This window comes from Nocardiopsis sp. NPDC055879, assembly GCF_053615935.1.
In genome coordinates this window covers 48,461-65,079 of the sequence record NZ_JBSHCT010000013.1, presented here as the reverse complement: position 1 = coordinate 65,079, position 16,619 = coordinate 48,461, and the positions used below count along the sequence as shown (strand labels likewise).

At 70.3% G+C, this 16,619-nt stretch carries 14 protein-coding genes; 9 read left to right on the top strand and 5 right to left on the bottom strand.

Annotated elements, in window-relative coordinates; all coding sequences use genetic code 11:
* Positions 1-29 precede the first annotated feature (29 nt).
* Entirely contained in the window at positions 30-2,630 is a 2,601-nt protein-coding gene (locus ACWGKS_RS17010) for an ABC transporter permease (protein WP_452523144.1), read from the bottom strand.
* A gap of 332 nt (positions 2,631-2,962) precedes the next feature.
* On the opposite strand from ACWGKS_RS17010, the gene ACWGKS_RS17005 reads away from it, so the two are divergent.
* The 5 genes from ACWGKS_RS17005 to ACWGKS_RS16985 all read left to right on the top strand — a co-directional run bounded on the left by ACWGKS_RS17005 (position 2,963) and on the right by ACWGKS_RS16985 (position 7,458).
* Positions 2,963-4,267, top strand: coding sequence for a sensor histidine kinase (locus tag ACWGKS_RS17005; RefSeq protein ID WP_452523142.1), 1,305 nt, complete (start codon positions 2,963-2,965; stop codon positions 4,265-4,267).
* Positions 4,264-4,923 carry a response regulator gene (locus ACWGKS_RS17000; RefSeq protein WP_452523140.1) on the top strand — a complete coding sequence of 220 codons (660 nt, stop codon included), beginning with the start codon at positions 4,264-4,266 and terminating at the stop codon, positions 4,921-4,923. The genes ACWGKS_RS17005 and ACWGKS_RS17000 overlap by 4 nt, the downstream gene beginning before the upstream one ends.
* A 185-nt stretch (positions 4,924-5,108) precedes the next feature.
* On the top strand, positions 5,109-5,813 hold the full coding sequence (fabG, locus tag ACWGKS_RS16995; RefSeq protein ID WP_452523138.1) for a 3-oxoacyl-ACP reductase FabG: 705 nt from the start codon (positions 5,109-5,111) through the stop codon (positions 5,811-5,813).
* Positions 5,814-5,842: 29 nt separating this feature from the next.
* Positions 5,843-6,607 (top strand): enoyl-ACP reductase FabI, encoded by a 765-nt coding sequence (gene fabI, locus ACWGKS_RS16990; RefSeq protein WP_452523136.1) that lies wholly within the window; start codon positions 5,843-5,845, stop codon positions 6,605-6,607.
* Positions 6,608-6,696: 89 nt separating this feature from the next.
* Positions 6,697-7,458, top strand: a complete 762-nt coding sequence (locus ACWGKS_RS16985; RefSeq protein WP_358513031.1) for an SDR family NAD(P)-dependent oxidoreductase — start codon at positions 6,697-6,699, stop codon at positions 7,456-7,458.
* Here the strand turns inward: ACWGKS_RS16985 and ACWGKS_RS16980 are convergent.
* Positions 7,409-8,371, bottom strand: a complete 963-nt coding sequence (locus ACWGKS_RS16980) for a serine hydrolase domain-containing protein (protein ID WP_452523134.1) — start codon at positions 8,369-8,371, stop codon at positions 7,409-7,411. The two genes, ACWGKS_RS16985 and ACWGKS_RS16980, sit on opposite strands and share 50 nt — an antisense overlap.
* 10 nt (positions 8,372-8,381) lie before the next feature.
* On the opposite strand from ACWGKS_RS16980, the gene ACWGKS_RS16975 reads away from it, so the two are divergent.
* Positions 8,382-8,594 (top strand): hypothetical protein, encoded by a 213-nt coding sequence (locus tag ACWGKS_RS16975; RefSeq protein WP_452523132.1) that lies wholly within the window; start codon positions 8,382-8,384, stop codon positions 8,592-8,594.
* 121 nt (positions 8,595-8,715) lie between these two features.
* Here ACWGKS_RS16975 and ACWGKS_RS16970 read toward each other — a convergent pair whose 3' ends face one another.
* Positions 8,716-10,461, bottom strand: a complete 1,746-nt coding sequence (locus ACWGKS_RS16970) for a helix-hairpin-helix domain-containing protein (protein ID WP_358513037.1) — start codon at positions 10,459-10,461, stop codon at positions 8,716-8,718.
* A gap of 117 nt (positions 10,462-10,578) precedes the next feature.
* Positions 10,579-11,109, bottom strand: coding sequence for a MarR family winged helix-turn-helix transcriptional regulator (locus ACWGKS_RS16965; RefSeq protein WP_452523129.1), 531 nt, complete (start codon positions 11,107-11,109; stop codon positions 10,579-10,581).
* A 99-nt stretch (positions 11,110-11,208) separates the two neighbouring features.
* Between ACWGKS_RS16965 and ACWGKS_RS16960 the strand changes: the two genes are divergently transcribed.
* The gene (locus ACWGKS_RS16960) at positions 11,209-13,476 is read left to right on the top strand and encodes an LLM class flavin-dependent oxidoreductase (protein ID WP_358513041.1); all 2,268 of its coding nucleotides are present in this window, start codon (positions 11,209-11,211) and stop codon (positions 13,474-13,476) included.
* A gap of 34 nt (positions 13,477-13,510) precedes the next feature.
* Here the strand turns inward: ACWGKS_RS16960 and ACWGKS_RS16955 are convergent, their stop codons facing one another.
* A complete protein-coding gene (locus tag ACWGKS_RS16955; RefSeq protein WP_358513043.1) occupies positions 13,511-14,464 on the bottom strand; it encodes an aldo/keto reductase in 954 nt (317 codons plus the stop codon).
* Positions 14,465-14,776: 312 nt separating this feature from the next.
* Between ACWGKS_RS16955 and ACWGKS_RS16950 the strand changes: the two genes are divergently transcribed.
* Complete coding sequence (locus ACWGKS_RS16950; protein ID WP_358513045.1) at positions 14,777-15,616, top strand: undecaprenyl-diphosphate phosphatase; 840 nt, start codon at positions 14,777-14,779, stop codon at positions 15,614-15,616.
* 61 nt (positions 15,617-15,677) lie between these two features.
* Positions 15,678-16,418 (top strand): MSMEG_4193 family putative phosphomutase, encoded by a 741-nt coding sequence (locus ACWGKS_RS16945; protein ID WP_358513047.1) that lies wholly within the window; start codon positions 15,678-15,680, stop codon positions 16,416-16,418.
* Positions 16,419-16,619 lie beyond the last annotated feature (201 nt).

Here is a 16,619-nt window from a genome sequence, read left to right as displayed (position 1 = left end):
GTGCGGCCGTCCGGCCCCCGACCGTTGTGCTACTCGCTCCCGAGCGCCCCGGTGATGGACGTTCCCGCGGCGCGCCGGGCGGGCAGCACCGCGGAAAGGAGACCGGCCACGATCGCCACCGTGATGAACACCGCGATCTGTGGTCCGGGGAAGGTGAACACCAGGTTCGGCAGCACGGCGATGGAGGCCGCCCACCCGAACACCACGCCCAGGACGATGCCAACCCCGGCGCCGATCAGACACAGCAGCACGGACTCGATGGCGAGCATCCGGCGCAGCTGCGCCTTGGTCAGCCCCAGGGCCCGCAACATCGCGGACTCGCGTGTGCGTTCCAGCACCGACAGTGCCATGGTGTTGGAGATGCCGAACACCGCGATGATGATGGCCAACCCCAGCATCGCCGCGATCGTGTAGAAGGCGACGTCCATCATCTCGGAGAACTGGTTCTTGATCTCGGTGTCCGAACCCACCTGTAGCGTCGGGTGGTCGTCCACGGACGAGTAGACGGCCTCGCGCAGTTCGGCGGGATCGGCGTCCGGAACGCCCCGGATCATCAGGGAGGAGTCCTGGGTCCCCTCGGGGAAGATCCGCTCGTAGTCCTCGGTGATGACGGTCGCCCCGAAGAAGGCCTGCATGTCCTCGGCCACCGCGACGATCTCGAACTCCAGCTCGCCTTCGGGGGAGGCCAGGCCGATGGTGTCGCCCACGCCTCTGTCGACGGCGAAGTCCTCGGAGAGGATCACGGTCCCCGGGCCCAGGTCGGCCAGGTCGCCCTCCACCAGGTCGGCGGTGAGATCGGTGCCCGGTTCCGCGCCGTTGTAGGTGGTGACCGGGATGGTGCCGTCGCTTTCCTCCATGGCGGCGTCGGACTCGGTGTAGTCGTGGCGCTCACCGAACACCGATTCGATGGACGGTTCCCGCTCCAGGTCGGAACGCACCTGGTCGGGGACGAACGAAAAGTCGACGGGGAGCTCGTCCCCGGCCTCCTCCTCGACGGAAGCGTCCGCGCCTCCACCCTCCGGGGCGTACTGCGGGTCGATCCGGTAGTCCGACAGGAACGCGTCGTCCAATATCTTGGTCATGGTCGACTCGACCGTGGCGCTCACCACCGAGTATCCGGTGATGAGGGTGGCGCCCACGGTCAGGGCGATCATGGCGGTGGCGGCGCGGCGCGGGTTGCGGGTGGAGTTGTCCACCGCGAGCCTGCTCGGCACACCCATACGGCGCAGCGGCAGGCCCAGCACACCCGCGCACCAGTGCACCAGCAGTGGGCCGAGCACGACCACGCCCAGGAAGGCGAGCAGCGCCGCACCGGTCACGACGAACAGGTTCATCGGGTTCGGGCCGATCAGCCGGACCCCGGTGACCAGCACACCCGAGACCACGAAGGTCAGCACGCCGAACACCACGCGGGGCCATCCGGTGCCCTTCTCCAGACCGGCAGCGGTGGCGCTGGTGCGCAGCGCCGCCAACGGGGACACCCGGGTGGCGCGTATGGCCGGGACCAGCGCGGAGAACACCGTCATCAGGGTGCCGACCAGTAGACCGGCGAGGATCGCGTTCGGGTCGATCACGACAGCGGCGACCACGTCGGCGCCGAGGAGGGGACCACCGATCCAGGCGCCGAGGAAGCCCGCACCGATTCCGGCCGACACACCCAGGGCCGAGGAGACCAGGCCGACCACGAAGGACTCGGTCAGCACCGAACGGAAGACCTGGCCGCGCTTGGCGCCCACACAGCGCAGCAGGGCCATCTCGCGCTGACGCTGGGCGATGAGGATCGCGAACGTGTTGTAGATGACGATCGAGGCGACGAACATCGCGATCACGCCGAACAGCAGTAGGGAGATGCGCAGGATCGCGCTCTGGGCGCCTCCCTGCCCGGTGAGTCTTTCACCGTAGGCGGTGCCGGACTCGACTTCGGCAGCGTCCCCCAGAAGGGCGGTGACGCTCGTGGTGACGTGCTCCTCGGTGACGCCCTCGGCGGCCAGGACGTCGATCTCACCGAAGCCCTCGGCCCCGGTCATCCGTCGGGCGACGTCCTCGGTCATGACCACCGCGCCGCCGAAGCCGTACTCGGGATCGATCCCGAAATTGACCAATCCGGTGACGGTGAACTCCCGCTCCTGACGATCGGGGTCGAGCAGGGTGATGGTGTCGCCCACCTCGAAACCGGTCTCGGAGGCGGTGGTGGTGCCCAGGGCGACCTCGTCCGCGGTGGTGGGCAGGGCGCCCTCCCTCGCGGTGAAACGGGTGGCCTCACCCACGGAGACGCCCAGGGGCGGCACGCTGCCGACGGTGCGTCCCTCGGCGTCGAGCAGGACCGCGTGGCCGTTGACCACACCGTCCGCGGCGGCGACCTCGTCCAGGGAGCGGATCTGTTCCAGGTGTTCTTCGGTGAGGGGTTCGGGCTCCGAGTACCGACCCGCTTCGTCCTGCTGTTCGGCGGGCACGGCGATGGTGTCGACGTTGGTGGCCGACCCCATCACGGATTCTTCGTAACTCGCTTCGAGGGTGTCGGCGAAGACCATGGTGCCGGAGATGAACATGACTCCGAGCAGGATGGCCAGGGTGGTGGTGACGTAGCGGGCCTTGTGCAGTCGAAGGCCGGCCAGGGTGGTGCGGAGCATGGCGGAGATGACTCCTGGATCATGCGGCCGGGCTGTGCGGCCGGGGGGACGGGGGTCGTGTTAGGGCGTGCTCGTCACGCTAGGTTCGAGAAGCGCTCGAAACCTCCGTCCACGGGCCGAACCGGGTATGGGCCAAAGGCATGTCCTGACACGAGTCCGGGACGCCTAAGTGGGGTCGGGCCCCCTACTTTCGTCGGGGGTGCCAGTCGGCTCGGGTGAACCGCCACGGCCTCGGATCGCCTATGGGCTGGGGAAACGTCGCCGGCCGACGAACGGGGCTAAGGCCCCGGGGGCTGACGGCGACGACCCGGCTCCGGCCTACACTCGGTCGCGTGAGAACCCCGCTGAGAGAACAGGTGGACCGTGCCACGACACTGGCGCGGCACAACGGGATGTGGTGGTGGAACCGTCGGCTGCGCATCGCCGACTGGTGTTTCGCCCTGTTCACGCTGCCCTTCAGCGGGCTGGCGATGCTGGCCGGGGTCGGCGGCGGACTGGGCGTCCTCTCGGCGCTGTTCGGGGTCTACGGGAGGTTCATGGACTCCCTGCCGAGCATGTGGTGGATCCTGCTCGGGGGGTTCCTCGCCTTCGTGGCCCCCGCGATCCTGGCCTCGCTGACGATGCTGTGGCGGCGCAGCGCCCCGAGGTGGCTGTTGCTGGCCGGGTTGTCGTTGCTGGTGCTGTACGGCAACCCGATCCCACTGATGGTGGGGCTGTACTCCTACCCGGTGTACTTCAGCGACCGCAAGGTCCTCACCGGCTGGTTCGCCCTGGGGTGCCTGGCCGTGGCGAGCGTGTTCAACTCCGCGGTGATCTCCTTCGTCATGACGGCCACGTTCATCCTGGTCCTACCGACCATCGCCGGTTTGTGGATCGGTACGCGGCGTGAGTTGGTGGAGCGGTTGCGTGAGCGTGCGGAGCGGTTGGAGCGTGAGCAGCACATGATGGCCGAGCAGGCGATCACGGCGGAGCGGACGCGGATCGCGCGGGAGATGCATGATGTGGTGGCGCATCGGGTGAGTTTGATGGTGTTGCACGCGGGTGGGTTGGAGGTGTCGTCCGTTGATGAGCGGACCGAGCGAGCGGCGGGGTTGATTCGCACGACCGGGCGTGAGGCGTTGACGGAGTTGCGTGGCATCTTGGGTGTGTTGCGTGAGGAGGAGGGGCAGGCGGCTCCTACGGCTCCGCAGCCGGTGTTGGCGGATGTGGCGGGGTTGGTGGCGCAGTGGCGTGGTGCGGGGATGGATGTGGAGTGCGAGCACGCGGGTGAGGGTGGTGAGTCGCCTTTGGCGGTGCAGCGTACGGCGTTTCGGGTGGTGCAGGAGGCGTTGACGAACGCGGCCAAGCACGCCACGGGTGCTCGGGTGCGGGTGTGGTTGCGCCATGGGGTGGATCGGTTGGAGGTGGAGGTGGCCAATGGTCCGGTTCCGGGTGTGGTGCCTCCCTCACCGCGTAGTGGGTACGGGTTGACGGGTCTGCGGGAGCGGGTGGCTCTGGCGGGTGGGGAGATCAGCGCGGGTCCCTGTCCCGACGGCGGATGGCGCCTGCGCGCTATCTTGCCGGGGGAGGGGACCACCGAGTCCGCTTCGCACGACGCGTTGGAACCGCAAGACAGAGGAAGAGGGCACCAAGGGTGATCCGCACGATCCTGGTCGATGACGAGATCCTGGTCCGCTCCGGGCTGCGGATGATCCTGGAGTCCGCCCCGGACATCGAGGTGGTCGGGGAGGGCGGTGACGGCGAGGAGGCCGTGAGCCTGACCGAGGAATTGCGTCCCGACGTGGTCCTGCTGGACATCAGGATGGCCGGAACCGACGGATTGGCCGCCGCCGAACGCATCACGTCCCTGCCCGAGCCGCCCCGCGTGGTGCTGCTGACCACCTTCGACCTGGACGAGTACGTGCACAGCGCGCTGCGCGCCGGGGCGGTGGGGTTCCTGCTCAAGGACACCCCGCCGCGAGACCTCATCGCCGCCGTGCGAACCGTCGACGATGGGCACGCCATGCTCTCGCCCAGCGTGACCAAGCGCATGCTCGAACGTTTCGCCTCGCCCGCGCCCGCCGACTCCGCGGCCGGACGGCAGGACGCCCTGAGCCGTTTGTCGGCGCTCAGCGAACGCGAACGGCAGGTGCTGGTCGCGGTGGCCGAGGGCAAGTCGAACGCCGAGGCGGGACGGTCCCTGGGCATGCGGGAGACCACCGTCAAGGCGCACGTGAGCCGCATCCTGGCCAAGCTGGAGATGTCCAACCGGGTCCAGGCGGCCATCCTCGCCCACGACGCCGGTTGGGCCTGACGATCGCTTGACATCGCCGGTCGGGCCGCCTTATCACACTCCGTGTTCTTGTGGCGGTTCGTCACTGATCACGCCTTTGCCCTCGGTTGCGGCTACCGGCCGGTAGGTCGGTACGCTGCAAGGCGATCCCCATCCGAGCAACACACGTCGTGGCTGTTCAGGCCACCAAAGAATGAGGAGCCCCTATGTCGCGTTCGGTACTGGTCACCGGCGGCAACCGCGGAATCGGCCTGGCCATCGCCCGTGAACTGGCGGCGAACGGTGACAAGGTCGCGGTGACCTACCGCTCCGGCGAACCCCCGGAGGGGCTGCTCGGCGTGCGTTGCGACATCACCGACTCCGCCCAGATCGACTCCGCCTTCAAGGAGGTGGAGGAGGTCCACGGTCCGGTGGAGGTCCTCGTCGCCAACGCCGGCGCCAACAAGGACCAGCTCCTGGCCCTGATGAGCGAGGACGACTTCTCGTCGGTCCTGGACACCAACCTCACCGGTGCCTTCCGCGTCGCCAAGCGCGCCGTGCGCGGCATGATGCGCAAGCGCTTCGGCCGCATCGTCCTCATCTCCTCCGTGGTGGGTCTGCTCGGTTCGGCCGGCCAGGCCAACTACTCCGCGTCCAAGGCCGGACTCGTCGGCTTCGGGCGTTCCCTGGCACGCGAGCTCGGTTCGCGCAACATCACCGTCAACGTCATCGCCCCCGGTTTCATCGAGACCGACATGACCGCGGCCCTGCCCGAGGACCGCCAGGCCGAGATCAAGAAGAACGTCCCCCTGGGCCGCTTCGGCGGCACCGACGACATCGCCAAGACGGTCACCTTCCTCGCCGGCCCCGGCGGCGGCTACATCACCGGCGCCGTCATCCCCGTCGACGGCGGCCTCGGCATGGGCCACTGAGCGACCGGCACCACGAAGAACGGACCGCCATGGGAATCCTCGACGGCAAACGCATCCTCGTCACCGGGGTGCTCACCGACTCCTCCATCGCCTTCCACGTCGCCCGACTGGCCCAGGAACAGGGCGCCACCGTCGTCCTCACCGGCTACGGTCGCCTGGGCCTGGTGCGGCGCATCACCAAGCGCCTGCCCCGGGAAGCCCCGGTCCTGGAACTGGACGTCACCGACGACGAGCACCTCGCGACCCTGGCCGCCCGGGTCGGTGAACACGTCGACGGCCTCGACGGCATCGTCCACTCCATCGGGTTCACCCCACAGGAGGCCTTGGGCGGCAACTTCCTCAACACCGAGTGGAGTGACGTCGCCCAGGCGATACACACCTCCACCTTCTCCCTGAAGTCGCTCACCACGTCCCTGCTGCCCCTAATGGGCCGGGGCGGATCGGTGGTCGCCCTCGACTTCGACAACAGCGTCTCCTATCCCGTCTACGACTGGATGGGCGTGGCCAAGTCCGCGCTGACCTCCACCGCCCGCTACCTCGCCCGGTACGTGGGGGACCGGAACGTGCGGGTCAACCTGGTCTCCGCCGGGCCACTGAGCACCATGGCCGCCCGCAGCATCCCCGGGTTCGAGGAACTGGCCCGGAACTGGCCCGAGCGCGCCCCGCTCGGCTGGGACGTCAAGGACCCCGAGCCCGCGGCCAAGGCGGTCGTGGCACTGCTGTCCGACTGGTTCCCCGCCACCACCGGCGAGACCGTGCACGTCGACGGTGGTTTTCACTCCACCGGGGCCTGACACGAAGCACCGACGGGGGCGGGCGGCGCGTGATCGCGCCGCCCGCCTTGTAGCATCGGGGCGGCCGAGTCGAGTGGAGAAGGTGGGACATGGATCTGGGACTGTCGGGGGCCAAGGTCGTGGTGACCGGGGCCAGCAGGGGGATCGGCCGCGCCATCGCCCAGGTGTTCGCCGAAGAGGGCGCCGACCTGGCCCTGTGCGCCCGCACCCCCGAACCGCTCGACCGGGCCGCCCGTGAACTGGGTGAGACCGGGGCCGAGGTCTTCAGCCGGGCCCTGGACGTCACCGACCACGACGCGCTGCCCGTCTTCATCGAGGACGCCGTCATCGCGCTCGGGGGCCTGGACGTGCTGGTCTCCAACGTCTCCGGCGGCAGCGCCGCCACCCCCGACCAGTGGCGGCGCGGCTTCGACGCCGACCTCATGCCGTTCGTGCGCCTGACCGAGGCCGCCAAGCCCCACCTGCTGCGCTCCGAAAGGGGTGGGTCGGTGGTGCTGGTCTCCACGACCTCCGCGCTGCACGTCACCCGCCCGGCAGGGGCACGCTCCTACGGGGCGGTCAAGGCGGCGCTCAACCACCACGCCTCCTCGCTGGCCCGGGAGTGGGCGCCCGAGGGTCTGCGCGTCAACACGGTCTCCCCGGGACCCACCGAGTTCCCCGGTGGCGGTTGGGAGCGGCGCCGCGAGAGCGACCCGGAGTTCTACGAGAGCATCCGCGAACGCGTCCCCACCGGACGCCTGGGCCGTCCCGAGGAGGTCGCCCGTGCGGTGGCCTTCCTGGCGAGTCCCGCCGCCACCTACGTCACCGGTCAGAACCTGGTCGTGGACGGCGGGTTCCTCGACCGCGTCTGACCAGGACCACCACGAGCGTCACGAGCGCGAACCCGCCCAGGGCGCCGGAGACCAGGATCGACACCGCGGCCTCGGGGAACCACAACAGGCCCGCGCGAACGCCGATGGTCGCCGACAGCGTCACCACCGCCGCCACGGACAGCGCGGCGAACACACCCCGGATCCACCCCGTCCACCGCCGTCGGACGCGATCACGACGCGGGTGGATCACGGTGGCGACCGCACCCGCCACGGACAGTGGGATCGCGGCGGTGACACCCCACACCAGGGCCGGCCCCAACGGATCCGTTTCCGGTTCGAGGGGGGTGCCACCACCGGTCAATAGGTGGGCCGGTCCGAACCCGACCGCCTGGACCTCTCCGTCGCGCAGGTTGTCGTAGCCGTTCTGCGGCACCACGACGGCGCGCTCGCGTTCGGGCAGCACGATCATCATCGCCGCGAACCCCGGGGTGGCGCCGGCGTGCCAGACCACGTGTTCGTCCACGCCCGGCACGGGCGCGTCCCACCAGCCCAACCCGCACTCGCGTCCGGGGGAGCGTTCGACGGCACCCGTCCGGGCCTCGCCGAGGGTGGCCGAGTCCAGGACCGGCGGATCCTCGACGAGTTGCATTCGGGCGAAGGCCGCCAGGGAGTCCAGGTCGCCGCCGAGGTAGCCGTAGGCCACGCCGCCGTCGTCCACACGCGTCGGGACCGGGCTCGGGAATCCCCACAGGGTGCGTTGGCCGGCGGCCAGGCCCAGGGCGCGCGCCTCCTCCGTGTTGGTGAAGGTGTCGGTCATCCCCGCCGGGTTCAGGATCGCCTCACGCAAGTAGGAGCCGTAGTCGGTGCCGGTGACCGCCTCGACGATCGCGCCGATCAGCAGGTAGTTCGCGCTGCTGTACTCGAATTCGCCCGGGTTCCCCGGGTCGGACACCGAGGAGGGCGTGCGCCACGAACGCTCCATCGCCGACGTCGTGTGCGCCGCGCTCATCGAACACCTGCCGCTGGACGAGGACCGCCGAGCCGAGCACCGCGTCATCCGTGCCCTGGCCGCCCGCGCCCTGGACAACCCCCGCCTGGCCGAGGTGGACGTGCTCGCCGCCGAGGACACGCACGCCCGGATCGCGCGCGATCCGCAACGGTTTCGAATGCGGTGAGGTCGACCCGGCCACGGACCCCGACGTGGCCGCCACGCGTGCCCGAGCCGTCGTTCGAGCGGAGATCGACACCGTCTTCACCGGCGAGTGCGGTCAGTACACCCGCCGACCTGGGACCTGATCAGCCCTCGCGCAGGATCTGGACCAGCCTCGTGGTGCGTTCGGGGGTCAGGTTCTCGCGCACACCGCTCTCCAACGCGCCATCGGTGGCGTCCACCACCGACACGTGCCGCACGGCGCGGGTCAGCGCCGTGTACACCTGGGGCCGCGACACCGGAACCTTGGGCGGGAACACCGTCACCACCGCGGGCCATCGGCCGCCGTGCGCGGCCGCCACGGTGACCGCCCAGCCGTGGCGCAGCGCGGAGGGGTCGGCGACCTTCACCCGGGAGCCATCGGACAGCTCCACCACCGCGCCGTCGTCGAACTCGCGCAGGTACCCCGTGTCGCCCGGGCCGTGACCCGGGCCGGTGGCGGTGAGCAGCACCCGGTCGCCCGGGTCGAAACCACCGTGTGCGCCCTGGCCGGGGTTCAGCAGTTCCTTGCAGGCGGCGTTGAGCGCACGCGCCCCCGCCGGACCGTCCTCACGTGCGGTCACCACCTGCACGTCCTCGACGGCGATGCCCAGGGCACGCGGGATGGAGTCGGTGAGCAGCTGCGTCACCCGGTGCGCGGCCTCCTCGGCGGAGGTGGACGGAACCCGCACCACCTCGCGCTCGGGCGCCTCCACCTCGGTCCACTCGCCCGCGGCCACCGAAGTGGCCAGTACCCCGAGCGGGCCGGGAGCGGTCTCGTCGGCCAGGGCGGTCACATGCGCGGTACGTGAGGCGGCCACGTCGATCACCACGCGTCCGGGGGTGGCCGAAGGCGCCTGGTCGAGGTCGGCGAGCAACACCAGGTGCGCTCCGTCGGCGCACGCCGACGCCAGTTCGGCCATCCTCGCGGTGCCCATCGACATGGACTCGCACAGGACCACGAGGCCCGCCTCGATCGGCGCCCGACCCAGCAGCGCGGCCAGGGAGAGGACACGAAGCGGCTCTTCCGCGTCCGCCGCGGTCTCGCTCACCCGGTCCAGGTCGGCGTTGACGGCCGCCGCGGTCTGGGCGGTGGGGGCGACCACGGCGATGCCCACGCCGCTCTCGGCGGCGATCGCGGCCAGGGCGTGCAGGGCACGGGCCGTTTCGGCGTGGTCGCCGGGGCCGTGTCGCACCACGGTGACCGGGCGCAACGCCACCGTCACCAGGGCCTCGCGGGTCTGCTCCGACAGGTCGAACCCGCCGCGCTCGGCCGCCGCCTCCACGGTCTCGGCGGCGGTCAGCGAGTCCATCACCGGATCGTTCGCGCCGATCAGTCGGGCCAGATGGGTGCCCAGACGCTGTTCGGAGTGCCCGAGGTCGGGCAGGGCGTAGAAGCGTTCGGGGTCGGGCGGCTCGGGGACGCCGCCCTCGGTGAAGTCGAAGTCGTCGTCGGACTCGTCGGTGCTCTCGAACAGCGCCGCCTGCTCGGCGTCGACGGCGGCCTCCAGGGCCGCCATGGGCGCGGATACGCCCAGCTTGCCGACCACCGTGGCCAGGCGTTTCTCCTCCACCGCCGTGTGTCCGCGGTTCGCGGCGGTGCGCAGGGTGTGTCGCACCAGCGCGGACAACCGGCGCGGGTCGTCGGGCCGGGCGCCGTCGCCCAAATGCTTGCGGGCGCAGTAGTCGGCCTGTTCCCGGGTCACACCCGGCACGCGCAGCAACAACCATGGGTCGGCGTCCAACGCGGCGGCGGACCGTGGGCCCAGCTCGGACACCAGACGCGGTGCGAGGGCGCGCGGGGCGCCCATCCGGTCAAGGACGGCACTGACCTTCTCGACGGCCTCGGACACCGGTTCCCCTCGTCAGGTGGTGGATGGTTTCCGGGTGAGCCTATCGACTCGCGGCGACGATCCGGTGCGGGGTCGGCCGGGCCCGGCCATCGCCCTTGACATTCGGAGAAGTGGTGTTCAGGCGCGATCGGAGGCCGGTCGGGTGGTCTCCACGTCCGGGGAGACCACCCGAAGGACGGCCTCGCAGGGGTCGGTCTCGGGGGCGCTGAGCCGGATCGCGTCCGCGGCGGTCGCGGCGGAGGACCGGAAGAGTTCGCGCTGTGTTCGGGGGAGTCCGCCCAACACGCGCTCCTCCACGTGCGCGACCAGTTCCTCGGCCCGTCCCAGCACGGAGAGCCCGTGGTCGGTGGGGCACACCCGGCGCACCCGTCGGTCCTTGGAGTCGACCCGGCGCCGGACCAGGTCGGCGGCCTCCAGGTCGTCGAGCAGATAGGTCATGACGCTGCGGTCGATGAGGAGCCGTTCGGCGAGCGCGGCCTGGGTGGGGGGCTCGCCCGCGGCGACCGTGGTGAGCACGTGGAACCCGCGGCTGCCGTGCGGCAGGTCGGTCAGGGCCTGCTCGACGTGCTCGTGCCAACGGCGGAGCAGGACGGCCAGCGACCACCCGAGGTCGGGTCCGGGAAGGTCCTCCGAAGTGCTGGCGCTCATGGGCTCACGATACCAGGAACAGTTTGTTCATCAGATATGTTGAAGGGAACATCGTTTGTCCCACAAATGATCCTGGTCACGTCGCCCCGAGGAGAAGCCATGACCGACTACGGACACCGCCTGGAGTTCGGCACCTTCATCACGCCGACCGCCCAGGACCCCGAACGCGCGGTCGGGCTGGCCGAAGTGACCGAGGCCGCCGGCCTGGACCTGGCGAGCTTCCAGGATCACCCCTACAACCCCGGCTTCCTCGACACCTGGACCCTGCTGAGCTGGGTCGCCGCCCGCACGGAACGCTTGCGCGTGGCGGGCAACGTCCTCAACCTGCCCCTTCGCCCCCCGGCCGTCCTGGCCCGCGCCGCCGCCAGCCTGGACCTGCTCTCCAAGGGGCGCTTCGAACTCGGCCTGGGCGCCGGCGCCTTCTGGGACGGCATCCACGCCATGGGCGGTCCGCGTCGCACCCCCGGACAATCGGTGGAGGCCCTCACCGAGGCCATCGACCTCATCCGCGAGGTATGGGACGCCGACGCACGCGGCGGAGTGCGAGCCCAGGGCGAGCACTACTCCGCCCACGGCATGAAGCGCGGCCCCCGCCCCCACCACGACATCGGCGTCTGGCTGGGCGCCTACAAACCCCGCATGCTCCGCCTGGTCGGCGCCAAGGCCGACGGTTGGCTGCCGAGCCTGGGTTACCTCGACCCCGCCGACCTGCCCGAGTCCAACCGGATCATCGACGACGCCGCCGAGGCCGCCGGACGCCACCCCCGACAGATCCGACGCCTGCTCAACCTCTCCGGAGCCGCGTTCTCGCCCGTCGACCGCGGCTTCCTGCAGGGCCCGCCCGAACAATGGGTCGAGCAACTCCTGCCCTTGGCGGTCGAGAACGGTGTGGCCACCTTCATCCTGGGCACCGATGACCCGCGCACAATCGAGATCTTCGGCGCGGAGGTGGCCCCCGCCCTGCGCGAGGCGGTGGACCGCGAACGCGCCACCGCCGGCACCCCCACCGGGCCGGCCAGGACCGCTGCCGCGCTCGGCGCCCGTCGCCCCGGCATCGACTACGAAGGCGTGCCCGAGTCCCTGCGCGAGGGCGCGGTCGAACCCGGCGACAAGGACTACCGAGGCGTGCGCCACGGCTACATGCAAAGGGGCCGGCCCGGCCTGGTCCTACGCCCCGACGAGCCCGCCCGGGTCGCCGAGGCCCTGGCCTACGCCCGCGAACAGGACGTGACCCTCAACGTGCGCTCCGGCGGGCACGGGATCAGCGGTGCCTCCACCAGCGACGGTGGCGTGATCGTCGACCTGGGCCGGATCAACGGGATCGAGGTCCTCGACCCCGAGTCCGGGCTGGTGCGCCTGGGAGCCGGCGCCCGCTGGGGCGACGTCGCCGAGCGGCTCGGCGCGCACGGGCTCGCCATCAGCTCCGGCGACCATGGGGGAGTGGGTGTGGGCGGCATCGCCACCACCGGCGGCGTCGGCTACATGTCCCGCTCCCACGGACTCACCATCGACAACGTCGTCGCCGTCGAGCTGGTCACCGCCGACGGCCGGCTCCTGCGTGTGGACGCGGACCACCACCCCGACCTGTTCTGGGCTGTCCGCGGCGCCGGCGCGAACATGGGCGTGGTCACCTCCGTGGAGATCGAGGCCGCCCACGTGGACACCGTGGTACTGGGACAGTTCACCTACGACGCCGCGGCCACCGCCGCGTTCCTTCGCACCTGGGGGGAGATCGCCACCGCCGCGCCGCGCGAGGTCACCGCGTTCCTCACCCTGGGCACGGGACGCGCGGGCCAGGGACCGATCGCGCAGGCGATGGTGGTGTACGCGGACGACGACACCGACGCGGCCGTCACCGCGCTCGAACCCTTCCTGAAGGCCGGTCCGGTCCTGGACCAGCGCGCGCAGCTCGCGCCCTACCCGGCGCTGCTCGTCCCGCACCAGGGCCCGCACCAGGGAGCCGGCGTCCCCGTCTCACGTTCCGGGCTGGTGGGTACCATCACCGACACCAGCGCCGAGATCATCGCGGGGATGGTCGCCTCCGGTGACTCCTACTTCACCCAGTTCCGCCAGGTCGGTGGGGTGGTCAACGACGTCGCGCGCGACGCCACCGCCTACGCCCACCGTTCGGCGAACTTCTCGGTGGCCGCGCTCGGGCGACACGCCGACCGCTTGGACTCGCGTTGGGCGGCGCTGGAGGGCGAACTCCAGGGCATGTACCTCAGCTTCGACACACGCACCGGGCCCGAGGTCCTGGCCCAGGCCTTCCCCGAACCCACACTCGGGCGGTTGCGCGCGATCAAGTCTCAGTACGACCCGGAACGGGTCTTCGACCACAACTTCCCGATCCCGCCCATGGCCGACTGACCGGGTCGACCGACCGGGCCGACCGGGCGGCCGATCAGCGTCCGGGGCCGGCGGTGGCGTCGTCCAGCGCGTCCCTGATCTTGGGCGGCAGCTCCACGCTCTCCACCGAGAGGATCTCCTCCAGTTGGGGCAGGGTGCGCGGCCCCACGACGGCGGAAGCGACGCCGCCCTGGTCGCGTGCCCAGCTCAACGCCACCGCGAGCGGGGACACGCCCAGACCCTCCGCGGCGGTGCACACCGACTCCACCACCCGACGACTGCGGTCGTCCAGGTAGGGCTCGACGTAGGGCGCCATGTGGGGGAAGGCCGCTCGAGAGTCCGAGGGCACCCCGTTGCGGTACTTGGCGCTGAGCACGCCGCGACCCAGCGGGGACCAGGCGATCAGGTGGGCGTCGCTCGCCGCGGCCGCGGGCCGTAGGGAGTGGTCGGCGGATCGGTTGAGCAGTGAGTACTCCGTGCCCGCGCTCACCAGGGGAACCCGGTCCGGGCGGGCACGCTGCCAGGTCGCCAGGGTCGCGAACTGCCAGGCCTCCAGGTTCCCGGTACCCACGTAGCGGGCCTTGCCGGCGGCCACGGCGGTCTCCATCGCCGACAGGGTCTCCTCCGGCGGGGTGTGCGGGTCGAACACGTGCAGCTGCCACAGGTCCACGTAGTCGGTCTGAAGCCGTCGCAGGGAGGCGTCCAGCGACGCCAGTAAGTGCCTTCGGGAGGCGTCCACCGGCCGGTAGCCCTCGGGGGTGTGGCCGCTCTTGGTGGCCACGACGACGTCCTCGCGCCGCACCGTTCCGCGCAGCAGGCGGCCCAGGATGCGTTCGCTCTGTCCCCCCGTGTAGATGTCGGCCGTGTCCACGAGCGTGCCGCCCGCGTCCGCGAACGCGGTGAGCTGCTGCCCGGCCTCCTCCTCGGAGGTGTCCTTTCCCCAGGTCATCGTGCCCAGAGCGGTACGAGACACCCAGAGCCCTGATCTGCCCACCTGTCGCTGTTCCATGCGGCGGAGGTTACCCTGTCCCTCTGTCGACGGGGGTGCTCGGCCGGTTTCGGACGGGCCCTCTCACCAGTGACGAGGAGACCGGAGCACCAAGACGTGATGTTCTGGACAGGTTCTCGTGAGCCGTCGGACACCGGTAGTTGACCGAACGTAGGTCGGGGGTACACCTTGGCTGCGTACTGTCATCACAGTCCGGTCCGGGGCCGAGGTGCGACGAGTGACGTGTGACGCGGCCCCAGTCGACCGCTCCCCACACAAGAATGTGCCCGTGCCCTTCCTTGGGCCACCCCTGAAAACGAAAGACCGAACCGCGTGTCCATCTTCGAGGCGGTCGTTCTCGGCCTCATCCAAGGACTCACCGAGTTCCTACCCATCTCCTCCAGCGCCCACCTGCGTGTCTTCGCGGCGTTCTTCAACTGGCCCGACCCGGGCGCGGCGTTCACCGCCGTGAGCCAGATCGGTACCGAGCTCGCGGTGATCCTCTACTTCCGCAAGCGCATCTGGGCGATCATCTCCGTCTGGTGCCGGTCTCTGTTCGACCGGGAACTGCGCGGCGACATCAACGCCCGCATGGGCTGGTACATCATCATCGGCACCATCCCGATCGGTGTGCTGGGCCTGCTCCTGGAGGACCAGATCGAGGGGGTCTTCCGCGACCTGCGCCTGATCGCCCTCAACCTCATCATCTTCGGCATCCTCCTCGGCGTCATCGACCACCTCGCGCGCCGTCAGAACGAGATCGAGGACCTGACCCTCAAGCGTGGTCTGACCTTCGGTCTGTTCCAGACGCTTGCGCTCATCCCGGGCGTCTCCCGCTCGGGCGCCACCATCACCGGTGGTCGACTGCTGGGCTTCAGCCGGCCGGCCGCCGCCGAGTTCGCGTTCCTGCTCGCCCTGCCCGCCGTGTTCGCCTCCGGTCTGTACAAGATGCTCGACATCGGCGGCGACGAGTACGCGGGGTGGGGCGCCACCATCGTCGGCACCATCGTGGCGTTCGTGATCGGCTACATCGTCATCGCCTGGTTGATGAAGTTCATCAGCACGCACAGCTTCATGCCGTTCGTGTACTACCGCATCGCCCTGGGCGTGCTCATCCTGGTCCTGGTCTTCTTCAACGTGCTCGCCCCGGAGGGCGGAGCCGGGATCGGCTGAGGAACGCCGGGACCGGCCACCGTGTGCGGCCGGTCCCGGCGGCGGAACATAGTCTGTGGTCATGGCGACATCGGCGCAGACCAAGGACACCCCGCCCGCCCCCGAGGCGGTCACCCTCCTACTCGTACGGCACGGGATGACCGACGCCACCGGCCCGCGGCTGGCCGGCCGGGCTCCGGGGCTGCACCTCAACGAAACCGGCCGGGACCAGGCCGCCCGCCTCGCGGAGCGCCTGGAGGGGCTCACCCCCTCGGCCCTGGTCTCCAGCCCCCTCGAACGCTGCGAGGAGACCGCGCGGGCCCTGGCCCGGCGGCTCGGTGTTCCCCTCACCCTGGACGAACGCTTCCTGGAGTGCGACTACGGAAGCTGGACCGGGCGCTCCCTCACCGACCTCGCCACCGAACCCCTGTGGCGGGTCGTGCAGGACCATCCCAGCGCCGCGCGCTTCCCCGGCGGGGAGTCCCTCGCCGCGGCCTCCGCCCGCGCGGTGGAGGCCGTACGGGACTGGAACGCCCGGCTCACCCGGGAAGCGACCCAGGACCCGCCCGTGTACGTCGTGTGCAGCCATGGCGACGTCATCAAGGCGATCGTCGCGGACGCACTCGGCATCCACCTGGACCTGTTCCAGCGGGTGCGGGTGGACCCCTGTTCGGTCACCTCCATCACCTACACGCGCACCCGCCCCTTCCTCAACGGCCTCAACGACACCGGACGTCCCCTGGCCGGAGTGCTGCCCACCGCCGCCGAGGCCAAGGGGGACGCCCCCGTGGGGGGCGGATCCGGGGCGCCCGTCACCGAGTGAGCCCCGGACTCCCCGCGTGTGTCCAGGAGACCGTTCGTTCCACATGGATCCTGCGCGGTCCGACCCCTGACTTTGTCCGTTGCGATTTCGATGGATAAGTCAGTGAGAAAGCAATAGTGCTTTTCTGTGCTTTGTCGTATTTATTCATGAATTTTATTCATGGTTTTTTCAACTGGGTCTCGGTTTCATTGTGGCCGCAAT

Coding starts and splice junctions, on each gene's coding strand:
- ACWGKS_RS17010 (WP_452523144.1), bottom strand. CDS start 2,630: ATGCTCCGCACCACCCTGGCCGGCCTTCGACTGCACAAGGCCCGCTAC.
- fabG (WP_452523138.1), top strand. CDS start 5,109: ATGTCGCGTTCGGTACTGGTCACCGGCGGCAACCGCGGAATCGGCCTG.
- fabI (WP_452523136.1), top strand. CDS start 5,843: ATGGGAATCCTCGACGGCAAACGCATCCTCGTCACCGGGGTGCTCACC.
- ACWGKS_RS16985 (WP_358513031.1), top strand. CDS start 6,697: ATGGATCTGGGACTGTCGGGGGCCAAGGTCGTGGTGACCGGGGCCAGC.
- ACWGKS_RS16965 (WP_452523129.1), bottom strand. CDS start 11,109: ATGAGCGCCAGCACTTCGGAGGACCTTCCCGGACCCGACCTCGGGTGG.
- ACWGKS_RS16960 (WP_358513041.1), top strand. CDS start 11,209: ATGACCGACTACGGACACCGCCTGGAGTTCGGCACCTTCATCACGCCG.
- ACWGKS_RS16955 (WP_358513043.1), bottom strand. CDS start 14,464: ATGGAACAGCGACAGGTGGGCAGATCAGGGCTCTGGGTGTCTCGTACC.
- ACWGKS_RS16945 (WP_358513047.1), top strand. CDS start 15,678: ATGGCGACATCGGCGCAGACCAAGGACACCCCGCCCGCCCCCGAGGCG.